Genomic DNA, 16,289 nt, shown 5'->3' with positions numbered 1-16,289 from the left:
CTTAAACTTGATGATTCGAAAAATGAGATTCAGCACATTATATAGGAAACAACATATAGGAAACCATGTGTAGAAGATCTTACAAAGAATTTAAAAGGGAGAAGTGACAATAAAAAAGTGTACGGCCTTATGGTCTAAAAGACACATAAGGCCGTTTAGTTGTTAACTTAAGGAAGGAGACGCAAGCATAGCGTCAATTTGATCTACAGGAAGAGGCCTTGATAATAAAAAACCTTGTTTATAGTCAAGATTAAGTTGCTTACATAAACTAGATTGAGATTCAGTCTCTATACCTTCCGCCACAATAGTTAGATCCAATTTATTTAGCATATATGCCAAGCTTTCCAGCACTTTATAACGCTTACACCCGTCATCTACGAACGATTGCATACTTCTATCCAATTTCACAATATCAATTGGGTATTCGATTAAATGTGCGATAGATGAGTAACCCATACCAAAATCATCTAGAGCAATTTTAAACCCATGTTGAGACAATTGTCTTAATGTCTCTGTGATTTTCTCGCTGTCTTTAAACAATGCTGTTTCAGTGATTTCAAGTGTTATGCTATCTGATGGCACACCGTTCTTTTTAACCGTATCAATCAAATGAGGTAATAAATTTTTGTCTTGCAATTGAACAGGTGAAATATTAACCGCGATAGTAAGTGATAATTTGAAATTTTCACGCCATAACGCTACCTGCTGAACCGCAGTTGAAATAATCCATTTACCCAGTTCACTAATCAGTCCGCACTCTTCTGCAACAGGAATGAACTCGTCTGGTGTAAACATTTCATCCATTTCTGGCCAGCGAATTAAAGCTTCAAAACCAACAATTGTTTCTGTTTGAGTTGAGTAAATCGGCTGATAAAAAAGTCTAAACGTCTCCTCTTTAATAATATTTTTTATTTCATTTTGAATATTGAAACGGCGATTAAATTCTGTTTGGTAATAGGGTTTGTAACAACTGAATTGATTTTTACCATTTTGTTTAGAATGGTACATGGCAATGTCAGCGCACTTTAATAACTCATGAAACCGACTCGCATCAGAAGGAAAAACAGCACTACCAATACTAATACTACAATTAACAATTTTGTCGTTGATAACCATAGGGTCTTGAAATTGAGTAAGCATACGACTCGAAAGTAAATTTACTTCGTCGGCATTACGGACTTGGCTCATCATCACAGCAAATTCATCACCACCAAGACGAGCAAAACGTTCATGACGACTCAATACGCGCTTAATTCGAACAACCACTTCTTTTAATACATCATCGCCTACATCATGCCCGAGAGTGTCATTAATGTGTTTAAAGTTATCAATATCTAAAGCCAATAACGCCATACTATTCGACTTACTACCTTCTCTCCCAATCATTTCTTTCACAGTTTCTTCAAAATGATAACGATTAGATAACCCTGTCAATGTATCGCATTCAGCCATATGTTTAGCTGTTAAGTAACTTTCATGCATCCGTTGTTCTGTTTCAAACCGTTTTTTCGCGTACATAATCGACTTATTCAAATCACGAATAGAGATGTCACTCTTAGGCAAAAAGTCCTGTGCACCAGCTTCAATACAATCGAGCGCTAACGGTGAATCGTCAGATGAACTGATCATGATAATGGCAGTATTCCCCAAATTGGGTTTGGCTCGCATCTCAATCAACATTTCAATGCCATCCACTTCTGGCATATTGCAATCTAGCAAAATAATATCAAAGTGACTCACTAAGGATGCGTCTAAGCCCTCTGTAACAGAAGCCACTTCCACAATATTATGGAAATGAGTGGTCGTACTTAGGGCTCTTTTAATGAGCTTACGATCAACCGCGTCATCATCGACGATTAAGATATTCATAACACTCCTTATGACGGTAAGATCACTATTTGCCAATAGCCATCAATCACTTCCACCATTTTATCAATACTGCCCTGAACATTGTCTTTTAAGAAATAGCCTGCTGCATGCTTAGAAAAACTTTCTTTAATATCATTTTTGTCTGTTGATGTTGTCATCAAAAAGACAACGGTATCCGCATGGTCTGGATCGTTGCGAATTTCCGTAAGCAGCTCTTTACCGTTCATACGAGGCATATTTAGATCAAGTAAAACAATAAAAGGTTTTTGTATTTCACCACTTTTTATTTTTTCCCATGCATCTAAACCGTCTTTAGCTCGTACGGTAACATTTGCAATTTTACGTTGCGCAAAAGAGCGCATAAGTAATTTATAATCAACATCGTCATCTTCGACGATCAGCAATGAAGTAGTTTTTGGAATCATAATTATTAACTCATTTAGCTTTTTTCGGCCAATACACCCTAAAGGTAGACCCTAATTTTCCATCAGACTCAACTTCAATTTTCCCATCGAAGTTGTTGAGATGTTTCATAACAACCGACAATCCAATACCGCTACCTTCCAGTTCATCACGAGAACGTAAAGTTTGAAAGAGTTGAAATATTCGATCAAAATACTTTGGCTCAATACCGGGACCATTATCAGAAACTTCGATAATGTAATGATGTCGAGAGTCCAACATGGTCACTTTAACAAGACCTTCCGCTTTATCGTTGTGCTTAATTGCATTACCAATAAGGTTCAACATCACAGTTTTGAATGGCACCACAGGGACTGTCAACATCCCTTCGTCAATGTTGACGGTGATATTTTTCGGTAGATCTAACAGTTGGGTAACATCGTGTTTGACTTCTGCAAGGTTTATCTCGGCAGTTGAAATATCACCCTGATCAATTCTTGCATAACGAAGTAAGTCATCTAGCAGCACCTGCATTCGGTCTGCTCGATTCATTACTAGATTCAAATTTTCTAAATGTTCTTCCGGCAATAACGCTTTGCAATCTTCTTCAATCCACTCAAGTAACCGCTTAATGGCATTGAGAGGCGATTTCAAATCATGAGACGCAATACTAGTAAAATCGTCTAACTCATCGTTTGCTTTCTTAAGCTCACGAATTAAATGCTCTCTTCGCGTGACATTACGACATACACCTAAGATGTAAGCTTTCCCATACTCATCTTCGAAGCGTCGCTTCACTGTTTCTACAATAATGTGCTGACCATCTGGCATATGAAGGTCTTCTGTAACGATGCAAATGCCTTTTTCAAACGCAGTCTTGTCGTCCGCTAAAAACAGTTCAGCTTCCGCCACATCGTATTCTTCGAGTGTGGTAAAACCAATAATTTTATCTTGCATATTTTCAGGATAAACACCGAGAAACGCATCATTGGCATAAACAATGCGGAAGCTTTCGTCTTTAACAAAGATCCAATCCTGATTATGTTTGGAGATTAAAGTATGTAATTCAGTAGACTTGGCTTCTTCAAAAGCTTGTTTTTGCTGAATTAGGTGATTAGTAATATCTCTTTGTAAAATGCTTAAAATGGCTTTTTCTTTTCCATCAAGAGGGCTCTCACTGTGGCGTTCAAATATCAACATTCCAAATACTAAACCTGAGGGGAAGATAATAGGCGAATGAGCTTCGTAAATAGTTGATGCGGTGTTTTTACTATCGGCATTTGTATTAGGATTCGTGTCTAGTACGAATTCTTCAAATTGTTTTACTCTGTTGATGCTAGCTTGTTGATTATCATTTAATTCAGAAAGGCTCTCACCACATTGAGATAGAGTAATCGGACCTTGTGAGAAGTTAGCTGTTATCAAGCAAGCCTGTGCGTCGAAGATTGTTAGTACCAATTCACAGATACTGTCCAAATTGGTTTGAATGCTGCTATCAAGAACAATATCCAAAAGACCCGTTTCAGAGTTTTTCTCAGGATTTCCTATATATGACTCTACACTTAGCATCGAATGTCCTTCTCTATATAATGAGCATTTAATAAAAAGGTTTGTATAAATACATCCTTTCCTATCAAGGCTGTCCGCTTTGCAGCATTCCATTTATCTGTATGCGGTAAAAAAAACGTCTTTCATGAATCTTAAAACGTAAAAATGAACAATCGTCATTTCAACCATCACCAGATAACTATAGTAAAGTTTCAGAGAAGTATGTGTTGCAATATGTAATATCGAAGATTTGGTATGTAGCCTTTTTGTAAGGTTGTTTTTTGATCAACTAGTAAGTATGAGGTAAGATTGGAATTTTAAATAATAAAGTGATGTCAGTATAAAAAAACAGGCTGTTGAAAAGACGAAGAAAGTACTGAAAAAACGCAGATAATTACTGATGCGTTTCTAAATAGTACTTCTCTTGCTCAAGAATACGGTCTGTATTGAGCGATGCGATACTAATTTCATGAGAATGAGGCAACATACCGATTGTTTGCAAATGCAAATACCGCATAGCACAAACACGTAAAAAGGATGTAAAGTTATCAAGATTATGACCTGCATCTAAAGCTTCATGGTTCAGCTTAGCAATCATCTGCGACAAAGATATTTTATCTCTCTGAGCAATCTCTTCTAACGTAAACCAAAAGAAGCTTTCTAATCGGATACTGGTCACCATGCCATCAATACGTAAAGAACGAGTAACATTTTCCCATAGACTTGGATCTGAGTTCACAAAAAGCTTACACATCTTATTTTTCCTATTTTTATTATTTGAAATAACGCTGGAATGTAAAGTGGTACGAGGTAAACAGTTTAGCCTAAAACATAGATGCAAGTTAGTCAGGCTTAATACTTTATTGTCTTAAGACAACAATTAAACCTGACTAACTTTCTGAGCTCTTAGCCCTGAATGTTTAGATCTGAATTCTGACGGAGCAGATATCAGTCAATTACTTTGCTAACAACACATAAAATTGCGCTAACCAGGCTGGATGTGCTGGCCACGCAGGCGCTGTTACTAAATTGCCGTCTGTTACCGCTTGATCTACAGGCAACTCTACAAATTTCCCTTTGGCAAGCTCTACTTCAGGCTGACACGCAGGATAAGCAGAACACTTTCTACCTTCTAGAACGCCGGCTGCTGCCAATAATTGGGCACCATGACATACCGCCGCCACAGGTTTATTTGTCTCAAAAAAGTACTTCACCATAGCAATGACGTCTTTATTTAGACGAAGGTATTCAGGTGCTCGACCACCGGGAATAATCAAAGCATCGTAATCTTCAACGTTCACATCAGCAAACGTCGCATTAAGAGCGAAGCGGTGACCGACTTTTTCGGTATATGTTTGATCACCTTCAAAGTCATGAATTGCTGTTGCAACAGTGTCCCCAGACTTTTTATCGGGGCAAACCGCATGCACAGTATGACCAACACTTATTAATGCCTGAAAAGGCACCATAGTTTCGTAGTCTTCAGTAAAGTCGCCAGTGATCATTAAGATTTTTTTATTGTTCATGATACTTCCTCATCTTGTATTGAAACATCTTATGTTTTAACAGTTTGAGAAACAAAGCAGGTATTAATGGGTTATTACATTATGAAAGGAAGGTTTTAAGTATAGACAAAAAAGCAAAAAAAAAACCCCGTGCAATTTTTAAAAATGCACGAGGTCTTTAAAGAAGTAGTTTAAATTACTTCTTTAAACCAGTGAAATAATCAAAGATTTTTGGTACGTCATTTTGGCCAAAACCAGCATCAACACCAGCTTGTAGCGCTTTAGAAGTACCTTCAGCGATTGGAGACTCAGAACCTAAGTCAGAAACCATCTGTAAGAAGTAACCTAGATCTTTGTTAGCATTTGCTACAGAGAAACCTAATTTTTCTTCGCCATCTACTGCATAGAATTTAGTAAATTGCATGAATGGTGAGTTAGATGGACCAGCAGACATGATGTCGAACAATTGCTGACCGTCAACACCTGCCGCTTTTGCAACAGCAAAGGCTTGAGACATAGCCGTAACAGTTGTCATACCAATAAAGTTATTGATTAACTTAGTGGTATGGCCTGCACCCAAAGCGCCAAGGTGGAATACGTTCTCGCCTTGCTCTTCTAATAAAGGTTTAACTTTATTAAATGTGTCCATGTCACCAGCAGCCATGATGTTTAGCAAACCATCTTTAGCGTGCGCAGGTGTACGACCTAGAGGAGCATCAATCATGCCACAGCCTTTTTCAGCAAGAGCAGCACCAATTTTGATAGTAGAAGCTGGGATAGAAGTACCGAAGTCGATGAGTGTAGAGCCGGCTTTAATACCTGCTAAAACACCGTCTTCACCGTGAACGATTTTCTCAACAACAGCAGAAGTTGTAAGACAAAACTCAACAACGTCACTTGCTGCTGCTAATGCTTTTGCAGAAGTAAATTGAGTCGCGTTACCACGAGCAAGTACAGCATCAACTGCGTCTTGGCTAAGGTCCATTACGTTTACTTGGTAGCCACGTTTTTGTAGATTCTCTACCATGTTGCCGCCCATAAGGCCAAGACCGATAAAACCGATTACTGGTTTAGACATATCTAACTCCTAGAAGATGTAATTGTATTATTATATGTTTATCTTAAACGGCAAGAATATACATCTGCTAGCATTTTAGCAATCTTTGAATGGTTTCAAACAACCAATTAATACAACTAACACGTCATGTTTGAAAGAAGCTCAAGCATGCACAGGTTTTTCTGTTTAACATCTAGGCAAAGCATAAGCAGTCAGTCAAATTAGAAAAACATCCAATGGAACAATAAGTAATGTACAGATCTAATCAGAATACGGCTTTACCATTTAATCAAAAAATCGCCATTACATAGCGATCAAGTAAAACCCAATACCCGCTATAGCGGCGCCTAAATACCTTAACAATCGCTGTCCGTCCTTTATTTTTTGAAAGAACACACCCACAACTACCCCCGCAATATGTATAGATGCCGTTCCAACGACAAAGCCCAAGGCATAATACTCAGGCTTAGCCAAGTAAGGCATTTCTACGCCATGTGCAAAACCATGAAAGACAGCAAAAAAACCGACAAAAATCATCGCAATAAAAGCAGGCAATTTTTTCTCTATCGTAATAGAAAGGCCCAAGGCTAATACCGATACTGCAATACCTAATTCAACGGAAATCATTTTAACGCCTTCCATTCCAAGAACACCGCCCACTAACATCACAATGACGAAGGTAGCTGGTACTTTCCATATCGCCTTCCCTCCCATTTGAGCACTCAAAATACCCACACTCAACATTGCCAACAAATGATCAAACCCTAATATTGGGTGACTCAGACCAGACATAAATCCACCAGTACCAGGAACGTCGTGAGCATAAGCAAAACTCGGAATTGTTAGCATTAAAGCGATGAATACTATGAATAATCTTTTCATTAAATGCCCTATCAATAAGAGGAGTAACACGAGTGTTTAATAATTAATTTTAACGAGATTCACTCTCATCTAATAGGTCTGGAATTGCAAAATAACGTAAAGACAATTAAGAGAAAAATTCACTCTTATAATTTAGTGAACTCCCTTCATACTTATCATGACCAAGTTTCATTATGTTTTGCGTGTAATTATGATTGAATGAAGCCCATATTAATTCAGACATATAAAAGACCAAAATGAAAAACTTAACCATTTTAGATGGCGGCATGGGCCGTGAGCTTAAGCGTATTGGCGCGCCTTTCTCTCAACCATTATGGAGCGCTCAAGCCTTGATAGAAGCGCCGCATTATGTCGCCCAAGCACATCAAAGCTTTATTGATGCTGGTGCCGAAATTATCACGGTCAATAGCTATGCTTGTGTGCCTTTCCATCTTGGTGAAGATGGTTATCAAAAACAAGGCGCGATACTCGCTAAACAAGCAGCTATTATTGCAAAAGAAGTCGCTGAAAATGCACAACATAACATCTTAGTAGCAGGCTCATTACCACCGCCATTCGGCTCTTATCGCCCAGATTTATTTGAGCCCCATCGTGCCACTGATATTTTAACCACATTACTTAACGCTCAAGAGGATTATGTCGATTTATGGCTGGCTGAAACGATCGCCAGCATCGAAGAAGCTCAGGTAATTGCCAGTGTATTAAAAGGCTCAAGTAAGCCTTGTTATTACGCATTTACATTGAGTGATGAGATGGAACAACCTGCCAGCTTACGCTCAGGCGAGTTAGTAACAGACGCTATTGAAGCAATACTATTAGAAAACATTGACGGTATTTTCTTTAACTGCTCGATTCCAGAAGTGATTGAACAAGCAATACGCGATACAACCTGCATATTATCGAAACATAACAGACAGCTCGATATCGGCGCCTTTGCGAATAGCTTTGTTCCCATTCCAAAAGATCATAAAGCAAACCTAAATGTACAAGGCTACCGAGACCTATCACCGGAAGAATATCTTGAATTCGCTAAAGAATGGCATCACCTTGGTGCCAATATTATAGGTGGCTGCTGTGGTATTGCGCCTAATCATATAAAAGCATTAAAGGAATGGAAGCGGCTTGAATAGAGTGTAAAAAGTCGACCTCAAGCCGACTTTTTACATAAAGGAAATGAGAAAGTACGAAGGTTACTCTCCGATATGCCATCCATTGGTAATCGGATAACGACGATCTCGGCCAAACCCACGTGCAGTAATTCTGACACCTGTTGGAGACTGACGACGCTTATATTCATTTACGTCGACAAGACGGAGTACACGATACACGGTTTCACGATCAAATTTATTAGTAGCGAGTATCGCTTCCGCGCTTTGGTCTTCTTCTATGTACATTCGCAAGATATCATCTAAAATGTCGTAACTTGGTAAGGAATCTTCGTCTTTCTGATCTGGCGCAAGTTCTGCTGAAGGTGGGCGCGTAATAACGCGTTCAGGAATCACGTAACCTAGCGTATTACGATATCGACAAAGCCTAAATACCAAGGTTTTGAATACGTCCTTTAATACTGAGTAGCCGCCAACCATGTCGCCATAAAGCGTTGCATAACCGACTGCCATTTCGCTTTTATTTCCTGTCGTCAAAACCATTAAGCCTTTCTTGTTAGAAATTGCCATTAAAGCAACACCACGGGTTCGGGCTTGTAGGTTTTCTTCTGTTGTATCTTTGGCATAGCCTTCAAATTCTGGCGCCAAGACATCAGTAAACGCCGACACCATAGATTCAATTGGTAACACGCTGTATTTAACACCAAGTAAGTTGGCTTCTTCCTCTGCATCGTGCAAGCTGATAGACGAGGTATAGGTGTAAGGCATCATTACCGCTTGAACGCGATCCGCGCCAATTGCATCTACCGCAACGGCAAGAGACAAAGCAGAATCGATACCACCACTTAATCCCAGTACGATTCCTTTAAAGTGATTCTTTTCAATATAATCACGCAAGCCTAAAACCATGGCTTGGTATACGCTGGCCTCTTCACCAAGTGATGGTGCTATTTTTCCTGAAACAGGTTCTACTTTATTAGGCCGAGAATCATCAATTATCATATCAACACAATATAAGCCTGCTTCAAACCAAGGTGCCTGCATCACTTTTTGACCTTTCGCATTCACTACGAACGAGCCACCTTCATACACCAATTCATCTTGCGCCCCCATGTAATTTACATAGACAATTGGCAAGCTAGCTTCGGTGGCACGCCTATAAAGTAAAGCTTCTCGCTCACCCATTTTTTCAATGTGATAAGGCGATGCGTTTAAGTTAAGAATTAGCTCCGCGCCTGCAGCTTTTGCTTGTGCTATAGGTTCTGGGTGCCAAATATCTTCACAAATGCTTAAACCCACGTTTACACCTTTGATGTTTACAATACCTACATCTTGGCCTTCTCGGAAATAACGTTTGTCATCGAACACAAGAAAATTAGGTAATTTCTGTTTAGCGTATTCGGCTAATATTTTACCTTGGTAGATTACGCCAGCGCAGTTGAACAACTCGCCATCTATATGTCGCGGATAGCCAATTAATACATAAATATCACGCACTTCAGCTAAGATTTTCGTCAAGGCTGATTCAATACGCGGCTCTAAACTTGGGCGTAACAATAAATCTTCTGGAGGGTAACCCGTTAAGGTCAACTCAGGAAAAACGACCACATCAGCACGCTCTTCATCACGAGCTTTACAGGCCGCGTCTATAACGGATTGGGTGTTTTTGCTAATATCGCCGACCAACATGTCTAGCTGGGCCATTGCAATTCGTAATGTCATACAGTTGCTATCTCGTAAACTCTGTTAGATTATGCTGCTTATTGTCTGGAATTAACCAACTTAGGTAAAGTATATGATCGTACGTTTGATCGTTTTTATAGCTATTTTCTTCATTGGCTGGTGGTTATACCGTCAATTTATCATGTTTAAAAGCAAGCAGTCGCCTGTAAAGTCAGAAAAAACAGAATCTGCTACAAAAGAAGATACTCAAGAAAGCATGGTTCGTTGTGAGCAATGCAAAACTTTTATGCCTCGCTCTCATGCGGTTCATGATCAAGATGCTCGTCCATTTTGCAGTGCCGATCATTTAAAAACCTTTAATCACAAGGACTGAGAGCTATAAAATGTCTAATTATGATTAGAAAAATGTTTAATTAATTGAGACCCAACCGCTTGATATCAGCTTGCTTTCACGCCACCACCAGCATAAATACGTTTGCTGGTTTTGCGTGGCACAAAGTCTATATGATGTTTCAACAAGATTAGTATCGACATCAAATTTTTCATAACGAGTCCATTGGTAATTCAACACTTTACCATCGTGGTTCCACTCTTTTTCTTGGCTCGTATTTTGTAAACTAGCTAATTCACAAAACCCTACACAGACACTTAGGCTTGCCAAGTTAAAAGAAGGCGACTCTACAAAGCCTTCGCGAAAAAAACGCCAAATTTCTTGCTTTTCTGCCACATCACTAAGTTGTCCACGCCATTTATAAGACGCTAACAAGGTTTCTTGATAACGTGCAGACAAAGCCGAAACAGCCAATAACAAAGCAATGATAGGTAAAGATACCCAACCTTTTTGAGTTGAAATTTTCTTTATGCTCATTTCACAACCTTCCTTGTCACTTATTTTTGAGGTCTAGGATGCTGTCACTTTAATGAAATAATTTGATTCCCTACACTCTGGCAAGGTGTCGAATAGTGCCAAGTATCACCTCGCATCGACTCATAACTTTGATTCAGCTCTATACCACGCTCAGACTTACAATCATCTAAGCGGTATTGATATTCTACCCAAAGTCCTCGAACTTGCTTTAGAGAAAAATCGCCATAACTTGTCGCTAAAGTATCCACTGATCCGTTATCGTCACTGTCTAGTAAAGGGAAAATTGATAGCCGTTCAATACCATTAAGTAACTCTAATGAATTACCACTTTCTTCTGGTGTTCGCCAAAATGCGGTACCTCCATTTTTACCTGGTGATAAATACCAATAAAAACCGTCTTCACTTTCTAGCATGCCAGACAAACCAATTACATTGACATTATCTAATTGTATTGTTCTTTTACTACCAGATAAGGCTGTAACTTGTCCCGTAGAATAAGCATCACAACTAAAAAACGCTGCTCTATCACCATTTTTCGAATGGCAATCTAATGTAACGTCAAATGGATTGCTTGCTACTGTCATACCTATCCGGCAAGATCCATAATCTACACCTTTCAACCAATCTGAATCTGCAGAAACAACACGGGAAGAAAGCCGATTTGGTACTGAAGTGCCAGATTGAACTGTCAGTAATAATGAAGCATCATCCGTACAATTAGCAGGAATTAAACGAGACCACTGGGATTGAAAGTGAGCATCAATAGCCGCTTTAAAGGTACGTTGATCTTGATAGGTTTGAGCTAACAAATGGCGATCTTGTAAATGAGAGATAGTGCTGACAAGAAAAGGTAAAAACAAAGAAATTAATAAACATACTACCAGCAGCTCCATCAACAAACTGCCTTGTGCCCTACTTTTCGAACCACAGTTAAAACCACGAATTAGATAAGTGGATTTTCTACTCATATCCGAAGCCATTATTCATCTCCTTCATCGGAGTCAGGATTTATGTGCTGCGATGCATAAAACCAGCGCTCTAATTGATTACCTCTACATAACTGACAATCAGGATAACCAGAATTAAAAGTAATATTAGAATTGTCCCTCCAAGAGATAGAGCCTGTTAGTTGCACCATAGCCTGTTGTTTGGTTTTGTTTTCACTGATTTTTCTTTGTTCTTCAGCTAACTGAATGGACTGCCATTGAACCTCACTTTGGCTCTGAACGAGATGTAACACCACCGCAAGCAAGGCTAGACATATGATAACTTCCATCATCATCCAGCCTTGTAGGCGTCGTTTGAGTAATAAGGTTTTGCCTTGTATTTTTTTAGAAGAGTTTGAAAGAAAGCGAAAAGTCATAAACAGGCCCCCTCAACTTTGACTTGTGGGTCTGTAGTATAAAAACGTCCACTTTGGTTCAGCACTAGATTGGCTTGCCAAGCACCTAAGCAAAATTCAAAAGTACCATTTTGGTAGCCAGACAAGCCGTTGGAGTGAAATTCTATTTGTTGTTTTTGGACTGGGAAACCATGCCAAGAAACCTGTAATGAATTTGTGAAGGCAATCGCACGATATTCAATACCACCTTCGCTTCCACTAATATCTTGATAAAGCCGAAAACCTGAAGACCAATCACCATTGCAACTGCTGCTATTCATAGCATTACTAATTGTACTACCACATAAGACGCTCGGTTTTCCACTAACCACAGCTAATTGCCGAGCCTGTATCAAGGCTTCAGACAACCGCTTAACTTCGTTTTTAAGAGCACTTTGATCTTGAGTATCTTGACTGACTGCCAAAAACTGCGCTGAGCCTGCATAAGCTAGAACACTCAAAATAGCGAGTACACACAATAACTCTAGCAAGGAAAAACCATCTTGATTCTTCATTGAAAACCTCCTTGTTTTCATTTGTCTTACTTTTTTAAACGTTTTCCACCTTACTTCATGATAAGAGACGAGCATCCTTGCTCGTCTCTTATCATTGTTTGATCAAGTTAACCTACTGCAAACCATTTGTTAATATGATTCGCGATCTGTCTTGGTTTTTGAAAAGGCAGAGAATGATCACAAGCACTCATGGTTTTGTGCTCCCATTCTTCATTCTGCAAATTCAATAATTCATAATGTTGCTTTAATGCTTCATGGCTTAACTCGCCAGAAAACAAGAACACCTGCTCGGACGCCGCTATCATCTCGTCTCGCAAACTCGGCTGCGTCGACATGATTTCAACATGATCCGTCACCGCGTCTAACGCATAAGCAAAGCCAAAAGGACGATGAGCAAGACGAGATTGTGTTGTAGCTTCTGCCACGGGATGCTTACGACGATTGGGCGATACACCATCCATAAACTGAGCAACACCCAACTCCACATCACCCGTTTCACGAATTAGCGTAGAAGCATGACGATACTTCAAACGCACTTCCATTAAGCTTGATAAGTCTTCTCTATCGAAAGACGCCGGCTCTAGTAATGCCATTTTTACTTTTGATTTACCTTGCAGGCTGCGTCGGTAATTCAAATTCAATGCGACCAAACCTCCAAGTGAATAAGCAACCAGATCAAAATCACCCCATTTAACGTGCGCTAATAACGCCTCTACTTCGTCGGTAAGTTCATCAATCGAGACTGGATCTTCCTCCCCATGATGATGGAAAGAATCCCCCATGCCTTTTAAATCCGGTAGCAGCATCCAGCGCCACTGGGTAAAATACGGCAACATCGGAGAATAGGTGATTTCCCCTGCGACACCCGCACCATGCAAAAGTAGACAAACGCGATCCGTTTGCGCATTCGGATTTTCATAAAGACGATACGCAATGCGTGCTTTTGGTAAAGATAGAAAAAAAACGTCAGACACTTACAATTACCCTGTGAGGAACTTTGTTAAAAGAATACAATGAGATAGATAATTGAATATTACTAGGTATTAAATTAAATGTCAGAAATCAAACGGGTGAATCTCCCTTACCAGACATCCTTACTGTCTTTCTTTTCTGCCGTGCGCGACTTACCTTTCCCCGCTCTGCTTGACAGTAACCATGAACATTTCCCTGATACAAACCACGACATATTAGTGGCAAACCCATTAGCACGCATTCGCCCGTCTAAAAATAACTCGCTGATTACATGGCAAAAAGCACCGCTGTATGAGTTGCAAAGCACACAGAATCCGATGGATTTATTAAACGAACTCATGACCTTGATTTGTCAAGAACCTTGGGCAATCTCTGCATCAAAAGATTTGCCATTTACTGGCGGTTTATTAGGCTATTACAGTTACGAGAGCGGCCATTTTGTTGAACAGCTGCCTGATACAGTAAAACACGATATTCAGCTAGATCCTTTAAATATGGGTCTTTATACTTGGGCCGTTATTACCTCTCACCAAGAGAAAACAACACAACTTATCATTACACCTTGGTGTGATGAAACGGAAGCAATTGACTTAATCAAACGCTTCACTGAAATGAGTGATAAAAAACACACTAAAGAACGACAAACATTTTCATTAACTGCGCCTTTCACCTCTAATATGACAGCAAGCGACTACGCCAAAAAGTTTGCTACAGTTCAAGAGTACATTCAATCTGGTGACTGCTATCAAGTGAACTTAGCTCAACGTTTTTCCAGTACTTATCAGGGCGATACTTTTACCGCTTACCAAGCATTACGCGAGGTTTGTCCCACCCCCTTTTCTGCCTATTTAGAGATTTCGCCCGAACAAAGTTTATTAAGCCATTCACCAGAGCGCTTTTTGTTGTGTGATCAGGGCCATGTTGAATCTAAGCCTATTAAGGGTACGATTGCCCGTGGTGAGACACCAGAAGAAGACAAAGCAAATTCTGATTGGCTAGAAGCATCAGAAAAAAATCGATCTGAAAACTTAATGATTGTTGATTTACTGCGTAACGACCTTGGTCGGACTTGCTTAACAGGCAGTATAAAAGTGCCGGCATTGTTTAAATTGGAAAGCTACGCCAATGTACATCATCTTGTGTCAACGGTAGAAGGCAGAATAGATAAAGCAGATCAAGCCATTCGTGTATTTCACCAAAGTTTTCCTGGCGGCTCGATTACTGGCGCACCAAAAATTCGTTCTATGGAAATTATTGATGAGCTAGAACCTCATCAGCGTTCAGCCTACTGCGGATCGATTGCGTACTTCAGTACTAACGGCCAAATGGACTCTAGTATTACCATACGAACACTGGTTGCAGACCATGGAAATTTGCATTGTTGGGCCGGTGGCGGTTTAGTCGCAGATTCAGAATGTGAAGAAGAATATCAAGAAACCTTTACCAAAGTAGGTAAATTAACCCATACTCTAGAACATGTCTTTTTGAAGTAGGCCGTATCATGTCTGACATAGAGCAGTTTTTAAATGCTCCTCCTATTGATCTGAGTTTAGATGAAATTCGCGCAGCCTTAGATAAAGAACCTTATGCGCATCAAATCCATAACCCAGATAAAGAAATGTTTCCCAGCGGTTATGGCGCAGATTACCGTTCAGCCGCAATATTAATTCCAATTTGGCAAGATCCAAATGATGGCGAGCTATACACGCTATTAACACAACGGGCGCTTCACATGCGTAACCATCCGGGGCAAATTGCTTTTCCAGGTGGAAAACATGACGCTGAAGACGCCAGTATTCAATACACGGCATTACGAGAAACGTTAGAAGAAGTGGGCCTTGCACCAGACTGCTTTGATTTACTCGGTGAACTTGGTGAGTACTGTACGTTATCAGGTTATTGCATCAAACCTATTATTGCAGAAATGACTCGAAAAAGTGAACTCAGCCTTTGTGAAGATGAAGTAAAGTGTGTTCACTGGGTGCCATTACGACACTTACTCACACCGCAGAACTATCGCTTTAAAAAGAAAAAACTCGACACAAATTCACGTGGCTATTTCGAAATTGAATATGAAGAAATTCGTATTTGGGGCGTTACTGCTGGCATATTATTTGGACTCTATCAAACCTTAGCGAAACACATTCGTTGAGCTTCTTAAAATCTGTTTTTAGTGACTTAACTAAGACTAGCTAGCCTTAGTTTTTTTAGGGTTATCACGCTTAGATTCAATAAATGGCTTCCAAGATGTGGTAAAACGATGATAACAAGCTTCTAATTCTGATATATGTTTTAGCAAGACTTTACCAGCATCAGTGACTTCAGTAGTACGTCCATGCCGAATCAGCAAGGATTCGCCTAAGTCACGCTCCAACTTCTGAATATGTTGACTCACAGCTGGCTGAGTTAACCCCAACTGTTTGGCCGTTTGTGTAAAACTTCCTGTTTCAACTAACACTTTAAATGTCATCAGATGTTGTGTGTTAAGCATAAAGATTCCT

18 protein-coding genes are annotated in these 16,289 nt (G+C 39.7%); 4 read left to right on the top strand and 14 right to left on the bottom strand.

Features of this window, described 5'->3' with window-relative positions:
• Nucleotides 1–162: 162 nt before the first annotated feature.
• The 7 genes from IF202_RS03435 to IF202_RS03405 form a co-directional block, all read right to left on the bottom strand.
• Nucleotides 163–1,869, bottom strand: a complete 1,707-nt coding sequence (locus IF202_RS03435) for a two-component system response regulator (protein ID WP_191593455.1) — start codon at nucleotides 1,867–1,869, stop codon at nucleotides 163–165.
• Between the two features lie 8 nt (nucleotides 1,870–1,877).
• The gene (locus tag IF202_RS03430) at nucleotides 1,878–2,294 is read right to left on the bottom strand and encodes a response regulator (protein WP_191593454.1); all 417 of its coding nucleotides are present in this window, start codon (nucleotides 2,292–2,294) and stop codon (nucleotides 1,878–1,880) included.
• 10 nt (nucleotides 2,295–2,304) lie between these two features.
• Nucleotides 2,305–3,840, bottom strand: a complete 1,536-nt coding sequence (locus tag IF202_RS03425) for a sensor histidine kinase (RefSeq protein WP_191593453.1) — start codon at nucleotides 3,838–3,840, stop codon at nucleotides 2,305–2,307.
• Between the two features lie 373 nt (nucleotides 3,841–4,213).
• The gene (locus IF202_RS03420) at nucleotides 4,214–4,573 is read right to left on the bottom strand and encodes a ribbon-helix-helix domain-containing protein (protein WP_191593452.1); all 360 of its coding nucleotides are present in this window, start codon (nucleotides 4,571–4,573) and stop codon (nucleotides 4,214–4,216) included.
• Between the two features lie 202 nt (nucleotides 4,574–4,775).
• Nucleotides 4,776–5,345 carry a DJ-1/PfpI family protein gene (locus IF202_RS03415; RefSeq protein WP_191593451.1) on the bottom strand — a complete coding sequence of 190 codons (570 nt, stop codon included), beginning with the start codon at nucleotides 5,343–5,345 and terminating at the stop codon, nucleotides 4,776–4,778.
• A gap of 175 nt (nucleotides 5,346–5,520) precedes the next feature.
• The gene (locus tag IF202_RS03410; RefSeq protein WP_191593450.1) at nucleotides 5,521–6,402 is read right to left on the bottom strand and encodes an NAD(P)-dependent oxidoreductase; all 882 of its coding nucleotides are present in this window, start codon (nucleotides 6,400–6,402) and stop codon (nucleotides 5,521–5,523) included.
• Nucleotides 6,403–6,684: 282 nt separating this feature from the next.
• Nucleotides 6,685–7,263, bottom strand: coding sequence for a HupE/UreJ family protein (locus IF202_RS03405; protein ID WP_191593449.1), 579 nt, complete (start codon nucleotides 7,261–7,263; stop codon nucleotides 6,685–6,687).
• Nucleotides 7,264–7,499: 236 nt separating this feature from the next.
• Here IF202_RS03405 and IF202_RS03400 point away from each other — a divergent pair, with 236 nt between their 5' ends.
• Entirely contained in the window at nucleotides 7,500–8,393 is an 894-nt protein-coding gene (locus tag IF202_RS03400; RefSeq protein ID WP_191593448.1) for a homocysteine S-methyltransferase family protein, read from the top strand.
• A 60-nt stretch (nucleotides 8,394–8,453) separates the two neighbouring features.
• Here the strand turns inward: IF202_RS03400 and IF202_RS03395 are convergent, their stop codons facing one another.
• Nucleotides 8,454–10,091: an NAD+ synthase gene (locus IF202_RS03395; protein WP_191593447.1), complete on the bottom strand. Its 1,638-nt coding sequence runs from the start codon at nucleotides 10,089–10,091 to the stop codon at nucleotides 8,454–8,456.
• A gap of 73 nt (nucleotides 10,092–10,164) precedes the next feature.
• Here IF202_RS03395 and IF202_RS03390 point away from each other — a divergent pair, with 73 nt between their 5' ends.
• Complete coding sequence (locus IF202_RS03390; protein WP_191593446.1) at nucleotides 10,165–10,425, top strand: PP0621 family protein; 261 nt, start codon at nucleotides 10,165–10,167, stop codon at nucleotides 10,423–10,425.
• A gap of 36 nt (nucleotides 10,426–10,461) precedes the next feature.
• Here the strand turns inward: IF202_RS03390 and IF202_RS03385 are convergent, their stop codons facing one another.
• From IF202_RS03385 to IF202_RS03365, 5 genes are all read right to left on the bottom strand, one after another.
• Nucleotides 10,462–10,920 (bottom strand): hypothetical protein, encoded by a 459-nt coding sequence (locus tag IF202_RS03385; RefSeq protein ID WP_191593445.1) that lies wholly within the window; start codon nucleotides 10,918–10,920, stop codon nucleotides 10,462–10,464.
• 44 nt (nucleotides 10,921–10,964) lie between these two features.
• Entirely contained in the window at nucleotides 10,965–11,900 is a 936-nt protein-coding gene (locus IF202_RS03380; RefSeq protein WP_235963185.1) for a hypothetical protein, read from the bottom strand.
• Nucleotides 11,900–12,283: a hypothetical protein gene (locus IF202_RS03375; protein ID WP_191593444.1), complete on the bottom strand. Its 384-nt coding sequence runs from the start codon at nucleotides 12,281–12,283 to the stop codon at nucleotides 11,900–11,902. Before IF202_RS03375 ends, IF202_RS03380 begins: the two co-directional genes overlap by 1 nt.
• A complete protein-coding gene (locus tag IF202_RS03370; RefSeq protein WP_191593443.1) occupies nucleotides 12,280–12,816 on the bottom strand; it encodes a GspH/FimT family pseudopilin in 537 nt (178 codons plus the stop codon). The genes IF202_RS03375 and IF202_RS03370 overlap by 4 nt, the downstream gene beginning before the upstream one ends.
• A gap of 107 nt (nucleotides 12,817–12,923) precedes the next feature.
• Nucleotides 12,924–13,790, bottom strand: a complete 867-nt coding sequence (locus IF202_RS03365) for an alpha/beta hydrolase (RefSeq protein ID WP_191593442.1) — start codon at nucleotides 13,788–13,790, stop codon at nucleotides 12,924–12,926.
• 78 nt (nucleotides 13,791–13,868) lie between these two features.
• On the opposite strand from IF202_RS03365, the gene pabB reads away from it, so the two are divergent.
• Nucleotides 13,869–15,281: an aminodeoxychorismate synthase component I gene (pabB, locus tag IF202_RS03360; protein WP_191593441.1), complete on the top strand. Its 1,413-nt coding sequence runs from the start codon at nucleotides 13,869–13,871 to the stop codon at nucleotides 15,279–15,281.
• 8 nt (nucleotides 15,282–15,289) lie between these two features.
• Nucleotides 15,290–15,940: an NUDIX hydrolase gene (locus IF202_RS03355; RefSeq protein WP_191593440.1), complete on the top strand. Its 651-nt coding sequence runs from the start codon at nucleotides 15,290–15,292 to the stop codon at nucleotides 15,938–15,940.
• 36 nt (nucleotides 15,941–15,976) lie between these two features.
• On the opposite strand, the gene IF202_RS03350 is transcribed toward IF202_RS03355, so the two are convergent.
• A complete protein-coding gene (locus IF202_RS03350) occupies nucleotides 15,977–16,279 on the bottom strand; it encodes a LysR family transcriptional regulator (protein ID WP_191593439.1) in 303 nt (100 codons plus the stop codon).
• Between the last annotated feature and the right edge of the window lie 10 nt (nucleotides 16,280–16,289).

The sequence above is a fragment of the Marinomonas colpomeniae genome, assembly GCF_014803385.1.
Lineage (GTDB): Bacteria > Pseudomonadota > Gammaproteobacteria > Pseudomonadales > Marinomonadaceae > Marinomonas > Marinomonas colpomeniae.
This window is presented reverse-complemented; position numbering and strand designations above follow the sequence as displayed.